General features: G+C 49.6%; 20 protein-coding genes and 1 tRNA gene. 6 read left to right on the plus strand and 15 right to left on the minus strand.

The window, feature by feature from the left end; genetic code table 11:
- Positions 1-77 precede the first annotated feature (77 nt).
- Together nqrM and Q394_RS0112360 are read left to right on the plus strand one after the other, a co-directional pair.
- A complete protein-coding gene (gene nqrM / locus Q394_RS21980) occupies positions 78-269 on the plus strand; it encodes a (Na+)-NQR maturation NqrM (RefSeq protein ID WP_084260462.1) in 192 nt (63 codons plus the stop codon).
- 29 nt (positions 270-298) lie between these two features.
- Entirely contained in the window at positions 299-715 is a 417-nt protein-coding gene (locus Q394_RS0112360; protein ID WP_028489553.1) for a CBS domain-containing protein, read from the plus strand.
- On the opposite strand, the gene Q394_RS0112365 is transcribed toward Q394_RS0112360, so the two are convergent.
- Positions 687-1,256, minus strand: coding sequence for a rhomboid family intramembrane serine protease (locus Q394_RS0112365; RefSeq protein WP_028489554.1), 570 nt, complete (start codon positions 1,254-1,256; stop codon positions 687-689). The genes Q394_RS0112360 and Q394_RS0112365 overlap by 29 nt on opposite strands.
- The gene (locus Q394_RS0112370) at positions 1,253-1,825 is read right to left on the minus strand and encodes a DUF1415 domain-containing protein (RefSeq protein WP_028489555.1); all 573 of its coding nucleotides are present in this window, start codon (positions 1,823-1,825) and stop codon (positions 1,253-1,255) included. Before Q394_RS0112370 ends, Q394_RS0112365 begins: the two co-directional genes overlap by 4 nt.
- Positions 1,826-2,105: 280 nt before the next feature.
- Here Q394_RS0112370 and Q394_RS20200 point away from each other — a divergent pair, with 280 nt between their 5' ends.
- Positions 2,106-3,515, plus strand: coding sequence for a cellulose binding domain-containing protein (locus tag Q394_RS20200; protein WP_051543392.1), 1,410 nt, complete (start codon positions 2,106-2,108; stop codon positions 3,513-3,515).
- Between the two features lie 88 nt (positions 3,516-3,603).
- Here the strand turns inward: Q394_RS20200 and Q394_RS0112380 are convergent, their stop codons facing one another.
- The 4 genes from Q394_RS0112380 to Q394_RS0112395 all read right to left on the minus strand — a co-directional run bounded on the left by Q394_RS0112380 (position 3,604) and on the right by Q394_RS0112395 (position 6,447).
- On the minus strand, positions 3,604-4,398 hold the full coding sequence (locus Q394_RS0112380) for a metallophosphoesterase family protein (RefSeq protein WP_028489556.1): 795 nt from the start codon (positions 4,396-4,398) through the stop codon (positions 3,604-3,606).
- Positions 4,399-4,501: 103 nt separating this feature from the next.
- Positions 4,502-5,539 carry a dihydroorotase gene (gene pyrC, locus Q394_RS0112385; RefSeq protein WP_028489557.1) on the minus strand — a complete coding sequence of 346 codons (1,038 nt, stop codon included), beginning with the start codon at positions 5,537-5,539 and terminating at the stop codon, positions 4,502-4,504.
- A gap of 96 nt (positions 5,540-5,635) precedes the next feature.
- Positions 5,636-6,067 carry an FKBP-type peptidyl-prolyl cis-trans isomerase gene (locus Q394_RS0112390; protein WP_038141436.1) on the minus strand — a complete coding sequence of 144 codons (432 nt, stop codon included), beginning with the start codon at positions 6,065-6,067 and terminating at the stop codon, positions 5,636-5,638.
- 44 nt (positions 6,068-6,111) lie between these two features.
- Positions 6,112-6,447, minus strand: coding sequence for a hypothetical protein (locus tag Q394_RS0112395; RefSeq protein ID WP_028489559.1), 336 nt, complete (start codon positions 6,445-6,447; stop codon positions 6,112-6,114).
- Positions 6,448-6,585: 138 nt separating this feature from the next.
- Here Q394_RS0112395 and purD point away from each other — a divergent pair, with 138 nt between their 5' ends.
- The gene (purD, locus tag Q394_RS0112400; RefSeq protein ID WP_028489560.1) at positions 6,586-7,872 is read left to right on the plus strand and encodes a phosphoribosylamine--glycine ligase; all 1,287 of its coding nucleotides are present in this window, start codon (positions 6,586-6,588) and stop codon (positions 7,870-7,872) included.
- Positions 7,873-7,971: 99 nt separating this feature from the next.
- Here purD and Q394_RS0112405 read toward each other — a convergent pair whose 3' ends face one another.
- Entirely contained in the window at positions 7,972-8,781 is an 810-nt protein-coding gene (locus tag Q394_RS0112405) for a hypothetical protein (protein WP_028489561.1), read from the minus strand.
- 160 nt (positions 8,782-8,941) lie between these two features.
- Between Q394_RS0112405 and Q394_RS21545 the strand changes: the two genes are divergently transcribed.
- The gene (locus Q394_RS21545; protein WP_028489562.1) at positions 8,942-9,550 is read left to right on the plus strand and encodes an NBR1-Ig-like domain-containing protein; all 609 of its coding nucleotides are present in this window, start codon (positions 8,942-8,944) and stop codon (positions 9,548-9,550) included.
- A 100-nt stretch (positions 9,551-9,650) separates the two neighbouring features.
- A complete protein-coding gene (locus Q394_RS22460) occupies positions 9,651-9,935 on the plus strand; it encodes a helix-turn-helix domain-containing protein (RefSeq protein ID WP_156946865.1) in 285 nt (94 codons plus the stop codon).
- Positions 9,936-10,036: 101 nt separating this feature from the next.
- Here the strand turns inward: Q394_RS22460 and Q394_RS0112415 are convergent.
- The 8 genes from Q394_RS0112415 to tolA form a co-directional block, all read right to left on the minus strand.
- Positions 10,037-10,112, minus strand: a tRNA-Lys gene (locus tag Q394_RS0112415).
- A 59-nt stretch (positions 10,113-10,171) separates the two neighbouring features.
- Positions 10,172-11,437: a YeeE/YedE family protein gene (locus Q394_RS0112420; protein WP_028489563.1), complete on the minus strand. Its 1,266-nt coding sequence runs from the start codon at positions 11,435-11,437 to the stop codon at positions 10,172-10,174.
- 64 nt (positions 11,438-11,501) lie between these two features.
- A complete protein-coding gene (locus Q394_RS0112425) occupies positions 11,502-13,358 on the minus strand; it encodes an ATP-binding protein (protein ID WP_028489564.1) in 1,857 nt (618 codons plus the stop codon).
- A gap of 5 nt (positions 13,359-13,363) precedes the next feature.
- Positions 13,364-13,582 carry a hypothetical protein gene (locus tag Q394_RS0112430; RefSeq protein ID WP_028489565.1) on the minus strand — a complete coding sequence of 73 codons (219 nt, stop codon included), beginning with the start codon at positions 13,580-13,582 and terminating at the stop codon, positions 13,364-13,366.
- Between the two features lie 102 nt (positions 13,583-13,684).
- Positions 13,685-14,632 carry a tol-pal system protein YbgF gene (gene ybgF, locus Q394_RS21550; protein WP_051543394.1) on the minus strand — a complete coding sequence of 316 codons (948 nt, stop codon included), beginning with the start codon at positions 14,630-14,632 and terminating at the stop codon, positions 13,685-13,687.
- 4 nt (positions 14,633-14,636) lie between these two features.
- On the minus strand, positions 14,637-15,236 hold the full coding sequence (pal, locus tag Q394_RS0112440) for a peptidoglycan-associated lipoprotein Pal (RefSeq protein WP_028489566.1): 600 nt from the start codon (positions 15,234-15,236) through the stop codon (positions 14,637-14,639).
- Positions 15,237-15,256: 20 nt separating this feature from the next.
- A complete protein-coding gene (gene tolB / locus Q394_RS0112445) occupies positions 15,257-16,486 on the minus strand; it encodes a Tol-Pal system beta propeller repeat protein TolB (RefSeq protein ID WP_028489567.1) in 1,230 nt (409 codons plus the stop codon).
- 41 nt (positions 16,487-16,527) lie between these two features.
- Entirely contained in the window at positions 16,528-17,838 is a 1,311-nt protein-coding gene (tolA, locus tag Q394_RS20215; protein WP_051543397.1) for a cell envelope integrity protein TolA, read from the minus strand.
- Positions 17,839-17,843: the final 5 nt, after the last annotated feature.

Genomic DNA, 17,843 nt, shown 5'->3' on the forward strand with positions numbered 1-17,843 from the left:
AAAATTCACCGAGATGAAATATTTTTGCAGTGCAACATGAAAATATTAGAATTTACTAAGACTAACGGTAAATAATGATGGAAATTTTCCTTTTAACCTTTTTAATTTTTTTACTGGCAGTATTGGGATTAGCTATCGGTTGGTTATTTAACAGTAAGGTGTTAAAAGGCAGTTGTGGTGGACTTTCTAGTATTCCCGGGATAGCAAAGAGTGATTGTTCCTGTTCTAATCCTTGTGAGAAGCGTAGAAAACAAATGCTCAAGCAATAATGCCGCAATAACGTTGGAGGAAAGGATTTATGCCAAGTGTATCGTTGTCAGTGCGTGACTATATGTCAAACCGTCTTGCGACTTTGAATGAAAAACAGGATATGCGTGAGGCTGTGAAAATTTTCACTGAGCGCAATTTGTTTGGAGGAGCGGTGGTGGATAACCTCGGAAATTTAGTGGGAATCCTTTCCGTCACAGACTGTATTGATGTGGCTCTGCACTCAGGCTACAACTCTGGTTGGCGTGGTACTGTGGGTGAGCGTATGTCACGCGACATCCGCACCGTGGATGCTGATGACAATATCCTCGATGTGGCGAAAATGTTTATGGAAGACCATTATCGCCGTTATCCCGTTTTGGATGACAATCGGGTGATTGGGGTAATTACCCGGCTTGATGTGCTGAAAGCCTTGCGCACTATTGGTGAGTCTGGCGTGCCGGTTTAAACAGTAGCCAAGCGACTAAAGCACCGGCTATCCCCCCAAACAGATGGCCATCCCACGAGACACCTTGCTGCCAAGGCAGAACACCTGCCAGCAAGGTCGTGCCATAAGTAAAGGCCACGAAGATACTGACTAGCAACGGTACAGTGCGCTTTTCCAGAATCCCCGAGACGATCAGGAATACGGCTAGTCCGAAGACCAGCCCGCTGGCGCCAATGTGCAGCGAATCTCCCCGCCCAAATAGCCATAACAACAAACCACCTAATACCGCGACCAGTACCACAGCAGTGCGTGAATTGGCGCGTGAGCCTGCCAACAGTGTCAGCAATACCGCTAGCGGCACGGTATTATTCAGCAAATGGGCGAAATTGGCGTGCAAAAACGGCATGGTTACCACACCCATCAAACCACCCCAGTCACGTGGAATTAGCCCGAAACGTTCCAGTGGTAGGACGCGATCCAGCAGGAATACGCCCCAAATAGCCGCAAGAAACAGCAGGACGGCAGGTAATTCGTCACGAATACGGTGGATGTGGTCTTTCATTCAGTCGCTTTTCCAGTTTGCAAACAAGTTTCCAGCACCTTGCTGTGGTGTGCTGTCCCCAGCGTATTCATGGTGTCGATATTACGCTCGGGAATAGCATCCACATCAGGATAACTGGCAACAGCTTGCTCTAAACTGTCTTCACGGATCAGGTGCAGCATCGGCCAGGGTGAACGGTTGGTGTAGTTTTCCGCATCATTCGGGCGTGTGCCGTCAAACTGGTAGTCGGGGTGGAAACTTGCCACCTGAAATTCGCCTTCAAACCCACCCTCTACTAGCAGCGCATCCACCAGATCGAGGAAGTCATTGTAATCATGGAAATCTTCCAGCGTGCCGGGGTGGATGAGCAGGGTGGTTTCCACTTCTTCTACCGGGGTAGCACGGAGCTGTTCCAGCTCATGCTGCAAATCTTCCAGCAAGAATTCCGGGCGTGCAGAATCGGTGACTACGAAGCGGATTTGCCCGCCCTTGAACGGCTTGTGCGCAAACGGGCACAGGTTGTGCTTGAGGACGACGTTTTCCAGCCAGCAACGGGTCTGGGCGATGTAGGTGGCGTTGGTGTGTTTCATGGGGTTAGGGGATTACCGGGTCAGTGGGTCATAAATAATGCCAGCCTGTCAGGCTATGGGCATTTAGACGGGCTCTTTTCAGCAAGCCTACCATTTGCTTGAGTGGGATAAAAGCTGTGGAGTGACCTCACCAACAGCTGAGGCTTGATAGAGATTGAATCTTCTTTTATACGGTTCTGTGAGTCGCAATAACGTGTGTAATTTCTATGCAACACTGTCTGATTGATGTAATAATGCCCAAAAATTATTTATTGATCAATATCGAGTGAAGGGGGATAACATGAAAAGACTGTTTACAACGACAATAGTTGCCGGGCTGCTGCTCACGTCATCAATAGCCAGTGCGCAAACTTTATTGGGTGTTTACTATGGTAAAGAAGGTTGGGCGATGGATGATGTTACTCGTCTGGAAAGCTGGCAGGGCAAAAAGAATGCCGTGATCGGGCTGTATAGTAACTGGACAGAAACATCCGAGGGCTTATTGTTCACCTACCAGCTTCCTTATATCTGGGAGCATGGCAACGTACCACTGATAACTTGGGAACCCTATTTGGCAGGTACAACCCCGGATAACATAGAAACCCGTATTGCTCAGGGAGAATATGATAGCTATCTTGATAGCTGGGGTAAAAAGCTGCGGCAATTCCTTGCCGGTGGTGATGGTATTTATGGAACAGAAGATGACCGCCGGGTCTATATTCGCTTAGCCCATGAGCCAAACGGCAACTGGTATCCGTGGAGTGCCAAAAATGGCGTCAATACGCCCGCAGATTACATCGCGATGTGGCAAAAAATATGGGGTAGTCTCGACGCTCAAGGGTTGGATCGCTCACATTTACAATGGATTTGGTCGGTCAATAATGTTGACTCCGGGGCTTTTAGCATGGAGGACTATTATCCAGGTGATGCCTATGTCGACTGGGTTGGGGTGGATGGTTTCAATTGGGGAACAGCCTACAACTGGTCAAGCTGGCAGAGTCCTCATGAGATTTTTGATCCGGTTCGTGCAAGGATAGCGCAATTGGCTCCCACCAAGCCGGTGGCATTGACGGAAGTCGCCAGTACGGCAACCACCAGCAGTGGCGTTAGTTCCACACTCAAAGATAATTGGATTAGCCAATTATCAACCTATTTGCAAGAAGCAGATATTCGGCTAGTGTCTTGGTTCAACCAAGACAAAGAAACCAACTGGCAACTTTTTGCAGGCCAATACGGTACGACTCAGGCTGATGGCCTCAATGTTTATCCCGCTTACCGGACTTTTGTTCAAAATGCTTTGATGATACCTGCGGATGAAACTAACCCGCGTATCCTGACGGATCAACAGTTCCAAGGCGTGTTAACTGAATCAGTGCCATTGGTAGCAAACACCAAAAAATGTCGTGTAGCCTATAATATTAGTTCGCGCTGGACTGGTGGTTATGTATCCGGCGTACACGTTACGGCGAATTATACGATCCCACGCACTTGGAAGCTGGTCTGGGGCTTTACGAATCGTGAAAAAATCTCCTCAGGGTGGAATGCCCAGTTGCAACAGACAGCACAGCAAGTAACAGTAATACCGCCGTCATGGTGGCAATGGATGCCAGCGGGTGCAGAGCCAGATTTTGGCTTTGTGGGGAGCGGTATTCCCGCAACACCCACGCAGGCAAGCTTGAATGGTATTCCCTGTGAAATCACCATGCATTAATCTTGTTGCTTAATCCTGTCAATAATACCTGCGTGTAAGTCATTTACCGCAGGTTTGTGTCATGTATAAAGGCCGAGGAGGTGTTAGCCTAATGCTGCTGATGCCAGCCATCATCCCGCCGCCGGAACACTTGCTGGCTTGATAGCCGGAAGCGTTGATTCCCCCATTCCATCAATTCTAAGCTGAGACGTTCGCGATCACCCCGAATCACATTGAAACTGTTGGTGTGATGCAGTAACAAGCGGTTTGACAGTGTGGTTCCTGCGTGTGAGACAATCACCCCTTGTGTGACTTGTGCGTAGGCCAGATGCACATGCCCACTGAGAATAATATCGACTTGCGACTGAAAGGCTTGTAAAGCCGGTTGGCTGCGTTTAACCAGTTCGCGATGAGCAAACAGTGGCGGTAACCAGAACGGGTGGTGTGCGGTGAGTAAGCGTAGGCTAGTTTCCGGGGTGGTGCGCAGTTGTCGCTGGATGCGTGCCACTTGCAGACGGCTGATGCTGCCGCGCGACCAGTCAGGGTGCAAACTGACACGGCGGGCAGTATTGATACCGATCGCAACATAGTCTTCATCCTGCTTCACCGGTTCGAGTTCGCGGGAAATATAGTGCCGCCATTTTTTCCACGGAAACAGCAAGCGTTCCGGCAAGTTGTTTTCGGCAAGATCGTGGTTGCCAGGTACAATCAGATGGGGGTAGGGCAGTGCCGCGAGAAAGGCATGAGCAGCCTGAAACTCGCGGCGTTTGGCCTGTTGGGTTACATCGCCGCTAATAACCACCAAGTCCGGGTTGACTTGGTGTAACGCTTCCAGCAAGCCTTCGCGTACCATGGGTGCTTCACAGCCAAAATGCAGGTCGGAAATATGGGCAATGGTTGTCATAGTACCAATTTGGTTATTGATTTTGATGAAGCTTATCATCAACCAAATATTGGCAAACAGGAAATTTTTAGAATTGATACCTTAAAAATTAACTAGATAGGCATTAGGCTAATTGCCACGCCATGTTCTCACCTGCCCGTAACGGCACAATCGCACCTGTACCCTCGCCCAATAGGGAAGGCACTGTCCAGGGTTGTTTCACTAAGGTGATGCGCTCTTGATTGTGCGGAAGGCCGTAGAAGTCAGCACCGTGGAAACTGGCAAAGGCTTCCAGTTTGTCGAGTGCGGCGGCCTGTTCAAATACTTCGGCATATAGCTCAATAGCGGTGTGGGCGCTGTAGATACCGGCACAGCCACACGCTGCTTCCTTAGCATGACGAGGATGTGGGGCACTGTCTGTGCCAAGGAAAAAGCGCGGGTTGCCACTGGTGGCAGCGGCGATCAGTGCTTGACGGTGGGTTTCGCGTTTAAGTACCGGCAAGCAATAAGCATGAGGCCGTATGCCGCCCTGAAACATGGCGTTACGATTATACAGTAAGTGGTGGGCGGTCAGGGTGGCGGCAATATTGGCGGATGATTGCGCCACAAAAGCAGCCGATTGGCTGGTGGTGATGTGTTCAAGTACCACGCGTAGGCGCGGTAAGCGCTGTAGCAGTGGCTCAAGAATACGTTCGATGAATACCGCTTCACGGTCAAAAATATCAATATTGGCATCAGTGACTTCGCCGTGGAGTAGCAGTGGCAAGTTCACTTCTTGCATGGCCTCTAGCGCGGCTTCTACTCGGCGAATGTCCGTGACACCGGAGTTCGAGTTGGTGGTTGCCCCTGCTGGGTAGTATTTGACAGCATGGATAAAACCACTGTCTTTGGCTTTGATGATTTCTGTCGGGGGGGTGTTATCCGTCAGGTATAGCGTCATGAGTGGTTCAAACGTAACCCCTGTTGGCAGTGCGGCAAGGATACGTTCGCGGTAAGCGGCGGCATCCGCTACGGTGCGCACTGGCGGATTCAAATTGGGCATGACAATAGCGCGAGCAAAGCGTTTGGCGGTATCAGGCAGTACCGCCGCCAGCATTTCCCCATCACGTAAGTGTAAATGCCAGTCATCCGGGCGTGTTAGGGTCAAGGTTGAAAGGCTCATGGGTACTCCCGTCGTGTGGCAACAAATAGGTAGGTGCCACGATAGTGGTTTTAACGTCGATTTTCTACTCTATCTTGCACTTGAGCCGATGCGCTATTAGGCAATTTCCATAATTTCCAACTCGAAGGTGAGATTGTGACCTGCCAAGGGATGGTTAAAATCGACGCTGACGCTATCGGCTGTCAGTGCCAAAATTTTCCCAGGAATCTCTTGGCCAGAGGGTAGGCTGAAACTGATGATCTGCCCTTCGCTTAATGCTTGTTCGGTAGGAAATTGGGTGCGTGGTACGCTTTGAATGGCCTCGGGATCGGGAAACCCGAAGGCTTGATCAGCAAGGATGATCAGGCGAATTTTTTCACCTTCTGGTAAGCCGATCAAAGCCTTTTCCAAATTGGGATGAATCTGACCTTGGCCTAATTGTAGGACATCGCCTTCTGCATCTTCACTGGCTTCGACTAGATGCCCATCTGCAAGGAATAGTTGGTAATGCCAGCGGATGTGGCTATTCTTTTGTACAGTATTACTCATGGTGGTGCGTCTGCTTGTCTGGAAATAGTGAGAATATCAGAGCATTAGGAAACAGGCACCAGATTACGTATGTTGAGGTAACAGGCTGGGTCTTGATCGCTGGATGGATAGATGTGCAACCAATATTCGGTATCTTGTTGGATGAGTTGGTTTGATGAAGTGACCAGTTTAACCTGTTGCTGGTTGTGCATATGGGTAACGATGGGGGCATTACTGATGGGCAAACGGTAACAGGCAATATCACTAGTCTGGGTTTTTACTGCATAGACGGTTGCGACTAAACGCTTGGGGGGTAGATCTACTTCGGATCGGGATGTTTTTTGCCCACAACTGCTCAATAAGGCTGTGACGAGCAGTAATCCGCAATAAGCCATGTTCATTTTCAGGATTTCCTTATCTTCCCGGCCTCAACTTGAGTATTCCGGCCTCAACTTCATTGCATTAAACGCATGAACGCTTGAAACGGCCACCTAATCCCGCTTTAATGGTACATTTTTCAAGAGTTAACGGGAGCAGGCATGAAAGTTCTGGTGGTTGGTGGCGGCGGGCGCGAACACGCGCTGGCATGGAAGATTGCACAATCCGGGCAAGTAAACGAGGTGCTGGTTGCCCCCGGCAATGCGGGCACGGCGCTGGAGCCGAACATGCGCAACCTGCCGATCGCGGCGGAAGATGTGGATGCACTGGTGGCTTATGCCAAGGAACACGCTATCGGTCTGACCGTGGTGGGGCCGGAAGCGCCACTTTCCAAAGGCATTGTGGACAAGTTCCGTGCGGCAGGTTTGCGCTGTTTTGGCCCAACCCAGCAGGCGGCGCAATTGGAATCCTCCAAGGCGTTTGCCAAGGATTTTCTGGCACGGCATCACATTGCCACGGCGGATTACGCCAATTTTACCGAGATTGAACCGGCAGTGGCTTACATCCGCAAGATGGGTGCGCCGATTGTGGTGAAGGCTGACGGACTGGCGGCGGGTAAGGGCGTGATTCTGGCGCAGACCGAAGAGGAGGCGATTGCGGCCGTCAATGACATGCTGGCGGGTAATGCTTTCGGTGCAGCGGGTAGCCGCGTGGTGATCGAGGAATTCTTGCTAGGCGAAGAAGCCAGTTTCATCGTGATGGTGGATGGCGAGCATGTGCTGGCGATGGCAAGTTCGCAAGACCACAAGGCGCGTGATGACGGCGACAAGGGGCCGAATACGGGTGGCATGGGTGCTTATTCCCCAGCCCCCGTGGTGACGCCCGCGATGCACGAACGCATCATGAATGAAGTGATTTACCCCACCGTGCGCGGCATGGCGGCGGATGGCATTCCCTACACCGGCTTTTTGTACGCGGGTGTGATGATCAATGCGCAAGGCGTGCCGAAAGTGCTGGAATTCAACTGCCGTTTCGGCGACCCGGAAACCCAGCCGATCATGGTGCGCTTGCAATCCGATTTCGTCAGCTTGCTGGAAGCGGCGCTGGATGAGCGGCTTGATCAGGTAACGGCGCAATGGGATAGCCGTGCGTCACTCGGCGTGGTACTCGCCGCAGGCGGCTACCCGGATGCTTACCATAAAGGTGATGCAATCAGCGGGCTGGCGTCAGCCGCTGTGTTGGATGGCAAGGTGTTCCATGCAGGTACGGTTGAACAGGATGGTAAGGTCGTCACCAATGGCGGGCGAGTACTATGTGCCGTGGGCTTGGGCAATACGGTCACGGAGGCGCAGGCAGCAGCCTATGGTTTGGTGAGGGCGATTGATTGGGATGGGATGTATTATCGCCATGACATTGGGTATCGTGCAGTGGCTCGTGAACAGAGCTGATTCCTACTGAAGTTAATGTTCCCAGTACGCCACCTTATCGAACGTAGTCGAGTAAGGTGGCGTAGCTCGGGGTAGTGTTTTGATCGGTTGCAACGGCCATCACTTTCCCTTGCTGCACACTTCTTTGGCAAATGTTGGGTAGTCGACGATTTTTGCACTTTCACAGGCAATGTTGCAGCGTCGATCAAAGGATTCGCGTTCAAATCCTGGGTGTTCACTGACGGCTGCTACTCCTCGCGTAAGGTAGCCCTGGAAGCCGTTTTGAGGCGTGAGGCAGTTTGTATTGGCTGCTTGGAAATCTTTACACGCACCAAGGGCTTCATCATAGAGCCAGCGGCAATTTTCTTCACCAACGAAACTTTTGGGAACAGTTTCCAGTTCAATCCCTAGCTTGTGGCCTTGTAAAACGGCATTTTTGTGTTTACCTGCTTGAAAACCTAAATCTAGAATGAGGCGTTCGCTATCAACCGTTAGTTTTAAGTCATCTGGGTCAGCCACGAAGTCTTGAGAGGTAACAACTTCTGGTGCTTTATCGGGTTCGATTAGTAGAAAATAAAACTGGTTTTGTGGGCATATGCTACCACCACAGTTGGCACCAAATAGAATGACATCACGGGTATTCTGTTTGATGTACTGGTGTAATGAGAGGTAAAAGCCTTCATGTTGAAAGACAACGTTATTATCGAGTTTTAGGGTGTCAGGGGGCATATCAGGCTTGCTGTTGGCGATGCTCAGTTTACCAAAACGGGTTGTTACTACATTATCTTCTAAGGCTAAGGATTGGATATCAGTTTCTAATACGGTGACATGATTAGTGTTTGGGGTGGGTTTAGGGGATTCATCACAACCAGCTAAAGCTAATAGTAAACAGGAGAAGCTTATTAAGCCTATGTGTGCCAAGTATTTCATTCTCATCTCATTATGCTGAAGGAGCTTGCCTGAATACTAATGGATACCTGTCAACTCGGCAATTGCTTGCTTATGACTGTTTGCTATTGCGTCCCTCTATCGTCTGATGTCTCTTTCTGATAGATTGATTTTAGTCAGTTGAATTGAGAGGAGAATAATCATGTCTGCCCTAGATGTAGCAGAATACCTACGCTTGCGCCTGCGTGCCTTGCGTATGACCACCACTGAGGCTGCTAAGCGCTCAGGCATTTCACGCCAAACATGGCATAAGCTCTTACGTGCTGATATTGGTGAAGCACGTTTGTCTACTTTGGTTCAGGTTGCTGATACCTTGGAAACGCACCCACTCAGCATGTTGCGCATCTTTTTTAATGGTAGAGAGTTATCACAGGCCATGCGTTTGCATGAGGATACGCGGTTTGTTTCAAGTTTCGTCGGTGATATCACCTTCCCAGATAATAGCAAAGTGATGATTGGAGAAACCTTCGAGAAAATCTGGGAGGTGGAGAATGTGGGAACTGAAGCATGGGAAGGGTGGCATTTGGTGTGTCAGTATGATTTGGCATCATCGGGATTGCAGCCAGTGAACGATAATATTCCCATTCCCAGTACTCAGCCGGGCGAACGAGTGCGTTTGAGTGTGACATTGCGTGCGCTTGAGAAGGTAGGTATTGCGATGTCACACTGGAAATATGTCAATGCCGACGGTGAGCTGGTTTTTCCTCGGCAGGCGGGTTTGTATTGTATGGTTAATGTGACCTCATCCTGAAATAGCGGCAGACAACCAATAATGTGTCAATGGTAGGAATTTCTACCTTGAAGCCCTATGTCTAAACAATGACACTGATGTGTCATTGAGGGGGGTTATCATGTCTGCATTAGACTTAGCGAGTTATGTACAACATCGCATGAAAGTATTGAATTTAACAGTTAAAGAAGCAGCTGCCTGTTCGGGATTCTCTCGACAGACATGGCACAAGTTGATGGTGGCTGATATCAAAGAAGCTAAACTATCGACCTTGGTGGCTGTTGCAGCTACCTTGAGGGTTCATCCGGCTGAGTTATTGGATATTTATTTCCAGTCAAGTGAGCGTGCGTGTGGCACAGTTTGGACTGAGAGTCATCCGCCTTCTCTATCACCGTTGGTTTGGTAGTTTCCTGCCAGAGCCTTCGTCTCAAAAAATAACGTGAGATTAGTGGTACGCCAGAAACAAAAAAGGGTTGCATTCATATGAATGCAACCCTTTATTTTGTATGGTGGGACATGTGCGACTCGAACGCACGACCATCCAATTAAAAGTCGGGTGCTCTACCAACTGAGCTAATGTCCCTTGAGAGAGCGCCATTATACGGAAAGAATTGCTGTGTTCAAGTCTTTTTTCAGCTTCTGTTAAACTTTTTCAAGTTTTCGTAAAGATTCTGGCAATAATTTCAAATCGACCAGTGAAGTGATTAAAGTTTTGCCAAAACTAGCCTCTTCTTCATACATCATTTGGTAGAATTGTATTTTCATGGTCAATGCGCTACCTAAGACAATGCCAGCAAAAGCGATAAATGAGCCAATGGCTAGCGTTGATATGCCGGTAATAGCTTGTCCTACCGTGCAACCCATCGCCAATACACCACCAATACCCATTAAAATGGCACCAAGTACGTGATTGAGTACATCCGCTTTGGAGGCGAACCATTCGATACGGAAAGTTCGGCTCAGTAGTGCCCACGCCAATGAGCCTGCCATCACACCAAAAAATGCCATAACGCCAAAGGTTACTAGGCTGCTTTTAAAGCCACTCGCTGCGTATCCCACTGCTTGCGCCATCGGATTGATAAACGTGAAGGATTGCGCTCCTAAGGCAGCACCAATAGCAGGTTTGCCCACATCGGATTCTGCTAGCATGTCCCATTCACCGTAGTATTGGGTTAAAGGGTAGGGTTGGTCATCGATGTTGACCACAATGTTGCTGGTAACATACCACGCCGCCAATACGCATAAGCCGACCGCAATGCCACCGACCGCGAAGTCAGCACTACTGCGGAAGTCTTCCGATTTAAAGGCAAGCCACACCAGTCCAAGCCCCATGATTAGACCTATTACCAGTCGTATCATCATCGCATAGCTGTCACCTGCCAATACGCTGCCCAAGTCTTGCGAACTACCCATATTAATCGAGAGTGGATTGAGCCATGGGTAGAATAGGACGGAGTACAAGGTTTTGTCTGTGCCTGGGAAGGGATTGAGCATGAAGTATCCCACCGCACCGATGATCAGAAAGACAAAAATGGATTTCAAGTTGCCCGCACCAATGCGTACCAAGCATTTATTACCGCAGCCTCCTGCGATAGTCATGCCAATGCCGAATAGGATGCCGCCCAGCAAATTTTCTGCCCAGATCAATTGCCCGTTACGGTAAGGAGGGTAGGAGCTGTTCAAATTGACCAGCCCCAGCATTTCCAGAATGACCACACCTAGCAGGGCAACACCTATTGCTAAGCCCCAAGCGCGGAATCGTCCTGTGTGACCCATATTGATCCAGTCAGACACAGCGCCCATGGTGCAGAAATGTGTTTTGTTGACGATTGCTCCCATAATGAAAGCAATCACAAAACCTGCAATCAGTAGAAATGATTGCGCAGATGCAAAATTATCAAATGTCATAAACCTCTCCTCTAACAGTCGTGCAAGAAGATTATAGTTTGATAAATTGCAAGGAAGAAAGCCTCTATGCCTTTAGGGTAGTATTCCCCCGTTGGCAGTTGATCACTTGTGCAAGCTTGATACCTTCTGGTTTGGTTTGAGCTGTTAGCCAGATTTGGCTGACAATTCCCTTACTGGTTTCTGCCAAACTATGCAGGGTATTATTGGTGCGTTCTGGGTCAAAGAAAGCAAAAGGCTCATCTAAAAACAGCATTTGCTTGTCAGTTTTGGTGGCATCTGCCAAGGCATTGGCGAGTGCTATGCGCATCGCTAAAGCGACTTGCCGCTGAGTACCGGTGGAGATTTCATTGAAATCGAGGAAGTCACCTTTTTCTTCTGATAATAGCTTCAGGCTGAAGTCAGAGGAGATTTCTAGCGATTTGTAATGCTTCTGAGTAAAGCGTTGCAACAAGTCTGGGCAATGGGTTTTCACGAGTTGGTTGAAACGTTCAATCGAATGGCTAGCATCTTGTTTTAACAAATCAACCGCAATGGTCGTGACAACTTGTTGGCGGCGCTCCTGTTCCAGCGATGTTTCCTGTTGTGAAACCAATGCTTGTAGTTTGGCTTGATGATCCAATTGTTGCTGAATAGCATTAATGTCAGTCTTGATCACATCAAGGTGTTCATTTAGCTCATCACTGCGGTTGCTCAGGCCAGCATTTAGGATATCAGCAGCACTGTGTACATACAGGGCTTTAGCTTTGTATTGGCTGGCCGTTTTTATCCATTCTGGCACAACAGCCATGTCAGGATGTGTGGTACTGACTTCTGGTAAATCGATATGTTTTTCGACCAAATAATCGGTACTGTCCGTGGCTAACGAGCGGCTAACGGGTTGGGTGCAGGCTTGGTAACTTTCCTCTAGGGCATTGGTGAGGTTTCTAGCTTGCGTTTGTAGTGGACGTAAACGACGCACGTCCACATACCAACCGTATACCAACAAGATAGCACCAATCAGTGCAGTGATGGAGGCAAGGCGGATAGCACCCTGACCTAGGGATTCACGTAGGCTTATCGATAGGCTACTCAGCAGTTTGTTGCCCCACTCTGGCGTAAACATAAAGAATAAGCCAGTCAGTAAAGCCAGTAGGAAAATCAGCAGCGTGATGAACGTCCACTTTCCAATTTTCCGGCTACGTGAATCAATACCTTGGAATTTTTCTAGGTTAATGGGGTAAGCGCTGGATTCCTTATTCAGTCGTTGACCTAGTAACGTAAGCTGTTGCTGTCGACCTTCTACATCATTAACAATCTTGGTGAGGTGTGACATTTGATTCTCATCAATGTGCAATGTGTCGATAGATTGCGCAGTATGTTGGCGTCTAGCATCTAATTCTCTCAAGGTGTCTATACGTTCTTTTTGTTCACGCTCAAGTTGTTCGCTGATGTTAGCGTGTTCCTTTAGGCCTGCCATGGCGCGTAGATTGTCACTATCGCCATCCTTCATATTGCTATTTTGCTGCCCCCAGTAAAAGGCTTTGGAATATGCCCCGTAATAGTAGCCAAACAACGCTTTAATCTGCCGCTCTACCGTTTCAGGGGTATCAGCGAGCGTGATTTCTTCTTCCGTGGAAAACAAGGTAGCAGCGACATTGCCCTCACTATCGACTGAGCGTACCAGTCGGTATTCGTGTCCTCGGTGCTGCAAGCGTAGTGCCACGCTGGCGTGACTGGCTCCCCAGTGGATCAGTTTGGCAGCTTCTTCCGATTTTACCTGATCGGTACACCCGAATAGGCCAAATTGGATGGCATCACCAATACTACTTTTACCTGATTCATTACCACCGGTAAGCGCGATCAATCCACTATCAGGTAGGTTGTCGAGTTGCAGGTGGGCATATTTACGGAAATTATCAGCGATAATGGATGTAATAATCATCAGGCTTACTCCATGTGCCGTGTAGCTTCAAGGCGGCTAATAACCAGCTTGACTGCATCTTTATACACGTTGGGATCAAAGCCATCAGCTTTCTGGTAGGTGGGGAAATCTTGTTGGCAAAACGCCAGAAAGCGGCGAGCAGCTGCTGTCTTTAAGGATACAGGCGTAATGTCCTGCATAAAATCAGGAGTGGGGGCTGGTTTGGGGCTTCGTTTGCCGAACATGCGTGTCTCCGCTGTTATTTAATCGTCATCTATGCCAGATAACTATATGCAAAGAAGCGCAATTTTGCTGAAGAAGCTGTGAGCTTAATAAAAAAAAGGGGCTTAATGCCCCTCAGTTTTCATTTTTTCGAGGCGTTCTTGAGCCATTTTGGTGGTGTCCGCATTATCTGGGAAGAAGCTAATAACATCCTCCAGCGTTTTGCGGGCTTTATCCCATTCTTTCAGCTCATAGAAACTGTAGCCTAACTTAAGGGCTGCATCCGGTGCTTTGTCGCTGCCTTTGTGTTCTTTAAGGACGACTAAAAACTCTTCAATTGCTGCCTTGAAGTCTTTTTCCGCATACAGGGCTTCGCCTACCCAATATTGTGCACTGGGTGTCAGTGGGCTTTTGGGGTAGTCCTTGATAAAGCTCCGAAACACGGGTATGGATGCTTTGGGGTCTTTCAGCAGTGTTTGGAAAGCATCATCATAAACGGCACGCTCTTCTTTTTCTGGCAAGGCTTTGGTGGCATCACCCGTGTCAGTGTTAGTCGCTGTCGCTGTCGCTGTCGCTGTCGTTTCCGTCGGCTTATCTTCTGCTTTATCGTCTGGCTTATTGACAGGCGTACTGGGATTTTTGTCATCCGACTTACCCGTGCCATAACTGTAAAAACCATTAGGATCAGACGTGGTTGCTTTCTCAGTGGTGGTATCTGCCACTTTGTCAGTATCTGCATTCTGATCAGCGGCTGCTGTGTCCTTATCAGCCTCTTGATCAGTCTCAGATTCCGCAGGCTTGTCAGCATTTAATGCTGCGCTGTTGTCCCGCAATTTTTCTAGGCGTTCATCAACTTGTTGGAAATTGTCTTTCTGGCTTTTGCGGACTGTATCCAGTTCGTGTTGCAGTTTTTCATTGTCACCCCTGATGTTGCGCAAATCCTGTTCCAGTTCGTTGACCCTTTGTAATAACTGGATGGCGGCTTCATCAGGCATTGGCTCCGCCCAAGCGGGCGCAGCCAACATGGTCGCTACCAAAGCGCCTAAGGCGCTACGGCTTAGCTTGTTTTGCATTGCATTATTCTCCGGCGTATTTGATTTCAACGCGGCGGTTCTTCCCCCACGCACTTTCATTATGCCCGAAAACAGCAGGGACTTCTTCCCCATAACCGATGACTTCCATCTGATTAGTGCTTGCACCTTTCACTTGCATGTAGTCCAGTACGGCGTAACCACGTCGCTCTGACAGCGCCACGTTGTATTCCCGAGAACCACGCTCATCGGCATGGCCTTCTAGGCGAATGCGCAGATTTGGGTAGGCTCTTAGTAGGGTTGCATGGGCATTCAAGACATTCATGTATTCTGGTTTGATGTCGGCTTGGTCAAGGTCAAAGTAAATAACCCGTTGTGCCAGAATGCTGCTAGGATTTTGCAATTCAGCCGGGGTGTATTGTCCACCACTACCATTACTGTAACCGCCGTTATTGTAACCTGTGCCAGTACCGTTACTGTAACCAGTGCCGGTGCCGTAACCTGTTCCATTCGTTCCGTAGCCGTTACCCCCTACGCCGCCGACGCCGCCAACTCCACCTGCACCAGCAGTAGTGGGCACTTGTTGACAGCCGGTAATGCTAATGGCAATAACCAGTACGGATAATGCTAATACTTTCATCTTCATGACACTCATCTCGCTATTCGTTAATCAAGGTAGGGTGACCAAGCAGGGTCACGTACATCGCCCGCCTGTGAATACAGGCTCTGGTGGGCTTTGCCATTGTCACTGGCGACGGCCAATGAGTTACGCCCACCCGCATCGGTGGCGTATAGCACCATCATGCCATTTGGGGATATGGCCGGTGAATCGTCTTGTGTGCCGCGTGAAATGGTGCGCTCTTGTTTGCTGGCAGCATCCATGATGGTGATACTGGATGTGCCGCCATTTTGGCGCACCATTGCCACAGCATTGCCTGCAATGCTTGCTCCGGCGTTGTAACCACCGCTGAATGACATGCGGCTTTCCGCACCACCATTCGGGGTGGTTTTGTAAAGCTGCGGCTGCCCGCTGCGGTCAGAAGTGAATACCAATGTGCCGCTGTCAGCCCATTGCGGTTCGGCATTGATGCCACGTGTATTGGTGATCTGGCGTGCGCCACTGCCATTACTTCCTGCCACGACGATATTGTAGTTGCCCCGGTCAGCAACGCTGTATGCAATGGAGCGCCCATCGGGTGACCAAGAGGGGGAAATGCTGGAACGGTTTGGATCAGAAATCGTGCGTTTCCCACCAGAGGCTAGGTCTTGCACATACACGACTGGGCGTCCTGTTTCATAGGATACATAGGCAACTTGTTTGGCATCAGGTGACCAACTCGGTGACATGACCGGTTTGCGTGATGAGACGATGGTGCGTGGATTATAGCCATCTGCATCTGACACGATCAGTTGGTACGTTTGATTTTTTGCGGGGCCGCTGGCGGAAACATAGGCGATACGTGTATCGAAAGCACCTTTTACGCCTGTTAGTTTCTCAAAGACTAGATCAGCTGCTTTATGCGCCATGCGCCGTTGATTGGGGTGTGCTGGAATGCGGAATGAGCCAACCGTTTGCCCATTGTTGACGTTGATTAGTTGGAAGTCTAATCCACCTGTTTGGCTGCCGATGATTGCGTATTCTGCTCCTGCTGCTTTAAGTGCATCTGGTGTAAGGTTTCCCGCTGCCCGAGTTGGGTCAATCAGGGCAAAGCGTCCGCTGCGTTGCAGGTCGGATTCGATTACTTTTGCCAGTGGTCCAAACGGTGCAACGAGCAGGCGTGTACCGTCGGTGGATGCATCGCTGTCAATGTGGATGTGCAAGTCTTCTGCCTGTGTCATGACCGGGAGCAACACACTGGCTGATAACAGGAGAGAGGTGAGAAGTTTCGTTTTCATGGCTGTTACTCAGTTACTTAATCACTTATTTAATGACTTGTTCAGAAGGTAATGACAAGGGTATCGCCGTACAGTTCATTGTATTCTGGTTTGGGGAATGGATCTGAACCGTGAATAGCTGCCTTCAGGGAGTCACAAAATGCTGGGCTACCCTCACAATTTAATGAGAAACGCCCGATGCTGCCACCGTTGCGGACACTAACGCGTGCTGTTGCGGACATGCCAAAACTTTCAGATGGTTTGTTCCAGTTGCCTTTGACTTTGCGCTTAATGGCGTTTGACCAAGTGGCACGGGCATTGCTTAGGTCTCGACTACTAGGGCCAGCAGCAGCGGCCGCTGCTGCGGCCGCCCGACGGGCGTTGTCTTCTTCAGCAGCTTTGCGCTTGGCTTCCGCAGCCTTCCAGCGTTCGCGTTCAGCGGCGAGTTGAGAAGCTTCCTCTGCGGCTTTTGTGCGGGCAAGTGCTTCGGATTTTGCCTTAGCTTCTGCTTCGGCCTTGGCATTAGCAGCCGCTTTAGCTTCTGCCTTTGCAGCCGCTTCTGCCTTCGCTTGTGCTTTGGCGACCGCAGCGGCTTCAGCCACTCGTTCGGATTTTTCTCGGGCTTTTTTGTCAGCAATCGCTTTGGCGGCGGCTTCTGCCTTGGCTTGCGCTTTGGCGACCGCAGCGGCTTCCGCTGCTCGTTCGGATTTTTCTCGGGCTTTTTGGTCGGCAAGTGCTTTGGCGGCGGCTTCTGCTTTGGCTTGCGCTTTGGCTGCTTCTTTGCGTTCGGCAGCTTTGTTGGCTTCTAGCGCTTGACGACGTTCTTCAGCTCTGGCTTCTGCACGGCGACGGGCTTCTGCTTTTGCACGTTCTTCAGCGGCTGTCTCTTTGTATTCGGCGGCTTTTTCTGCGGCCGCTTTTTCTTGAGCGGCTTGCTGGGCTTTCTTTGCGGCCGCTTTTTCTTGAGCGGCTTGTTGGGCTTTTTCTGCTGCTGCTTTTTCTTGGGTAGCTTGTTGGGCTTTTTCTGCTGCTGCTTTTTCTTGGGCAGCTTGTTGGGCTTTTTCTGCTGACTTTTTATCAGCGAGTGCTTTGGCTTGGATGTCTGCTTTACGTTGTGCGTCGGCAGTTTCTTTTTCAGTAATCGGAGGAGAGGTGTCTTCCGTTGCTTTTAGCGCTGTTCGTGCTGGTTCATTATCCGTTGGTTTTTCAGCTTCGGTGGTATCGGGGGGAACCATGACTTCGATGGCTGTGTTTTCAGCGACATCCGGGCGGTCAGTCCATTTAAAACTGAGTAATAGTACTACCACAATGAGAATGTGTAGTAAGACTGCCCAAAACAGTGCTTGTGGTTTGTTGAGTATTTCTTTGAACATGATCT

The sequence above is a fragment of the Thiothrix lacustris DSM 21227 genome (assembly GCF_000621325.1).
Taxonomy (GTDB): Bacteria; Pseudomonadota; Gammaproteobacteria; order Thiotrichales; family Thiotrichaceae; genus Thiothrix; species Thiothrix lacustris.

What these genes read in the sequence shown, in the direction of transcription:
- Q394_RS0112380 (WP_028489556.1), bottom strand. Translation starts at nt 4,398, where the DNA reads ATGACAACCATTGCCCATATTTCCGACCTGCATTTTGGCTGTGAAGCA.
- Q394_RS0112405 (WP_028489561.1), bottom strand. Translation starts at nt 8,781, where the DNA reads ATGAAATACTTGGCACACATAGGCTTAATAAGCTTCTCCTGTTTACTA.
- Q394_RS0112425 (WP_028489564.1), bottom strand. Translation starts at nt 13,358, where the DNA reads ATGATTATTACATCCATTATCGCTGATAATTTCCGTAAATATGCCCAC.
- Q394_RS0112395 (WP_028489559.1), bottom strand. Translation starts at nt 6,447, where the DNA reads ATGAACATGGCTTATTGCGGATTACTGCTCGTCACAGCCTTATTGAGC.
- Q394_RS0112430 (WP_028489565.1), bottom strand. Translation starts at nt 13,582, where the DNA reads ATGTTCGGCAAACGAAGCCCCAAACCAGCCCCCACTCCTGATTTTATG.
- pyrC (WP_028489557.1), bottom strand. Translation starts at nt 5,539, where the DNA reads ATGAGCCTTTCAACCTTGACCCTAACACGCCCGGATGACTGGCATTTA.
- tolB (WP_028489567.1), bottom strand. Translation starts at nt 16,486, where the DNA reads ATGAAAACGAAACTTCTCACCTCTCTCCTGTTATCAGCCAGTGTGTTG.
- Q394_RS21545 (WP_028489562.1), top strand. Translation starts at nt 8,942, where the DNA reads ATGTCTGCCCTAGATGTAGCAGAATACCTACGCTTGCGCCTGCGTGCC.
- nqrM (WP_084260462.1), top strand. Translation starts at nt 78, where the DNA reads ATGGAAATTTTCCTTTTAACCTTTTTAATTTTTTTACTGGCAGTATTG.
- Q394_RS22460 (WP_156946865.1), top strand. Translation starts at nt 9,651, where the DNA reads ATGTCTGCATTAGACTTAGCGAGTTATGTACAACATCGCATGAAAGTA.
- Q394_RS0112390 (WP_038141436.1), bottom strand. Translation starts at nt 6,067, where the DNA reads ATGAGTAATACTGTACAAAAGAATAGCCACATCCGCTGGCATTACCAA.
- Q394_RS0112370 (WP_028489555.1), bottom strand. Translation starts at nt 1,825, where the DNA reads ATGAAACACACCAACGCCACCTACATCGCCCAGACCCGTTGCTGGCTG.
- ybgF (WP_051543394.1), bottom strand. Translation starts at nt 14,632, where the DNA reads ATGCAAAACAAGCTAAGCCGTAGCGCCTTAGGCGCTTTGGTAGCGACC.
- Q394_RS0112420 (WP_028489563.1), bottom strand. Translation starts at nt 11,437, where the DNA reads ATGACATTTGATAATTTTGCATCTGCGCAATCATTTCTACTGATTGCA.
- pal (WP_028489566.1), bottom strand. Translation starts at nt 15,236, where the DNA reads ATGAAGATGAAAGTATTAGCATTATCCGTACTGGTTATTGCCATTAGC.
- Q394_RS0112365 (WP_028489554.1), bottom strand. Translation starts at nt 1,256, where the DNA reads ATGAAAGACCACATCCACCGTATTCGTGACGAATTACCTGCCGTCCTG.
- purD (WP_028489560.1), top strand. Translation starts at nt 6,586, where the DNA reads ATGAAAGTTCTGGTGGTTGGTGGCGGCGGGCGCGAACACGCGCTGGCA.
- Q394_RS20200 (WP_051543392.1), top strand. Translation starts at nt 2,106, where the DNA reads ATGAAAAGACTGTTTACAACGACAATAGTTGCCGGGCTGCTGCTCACG.
- tolA (WP_051543397.1), bottom strand. Translation starts at nt 17,838, where the DNA reads ATGTTCAAAGAAATACTCAACAAACCACAAGCACTGTTTTGGGCAGTC.
- Q394_RS0112360 (WP_028489553.1), top strand. Translation starts at nt 299, where the DNA reads ATGCCAAGTGTATCGTTGTCAGTGCGTGACTATATGTCAAACCGTCTT.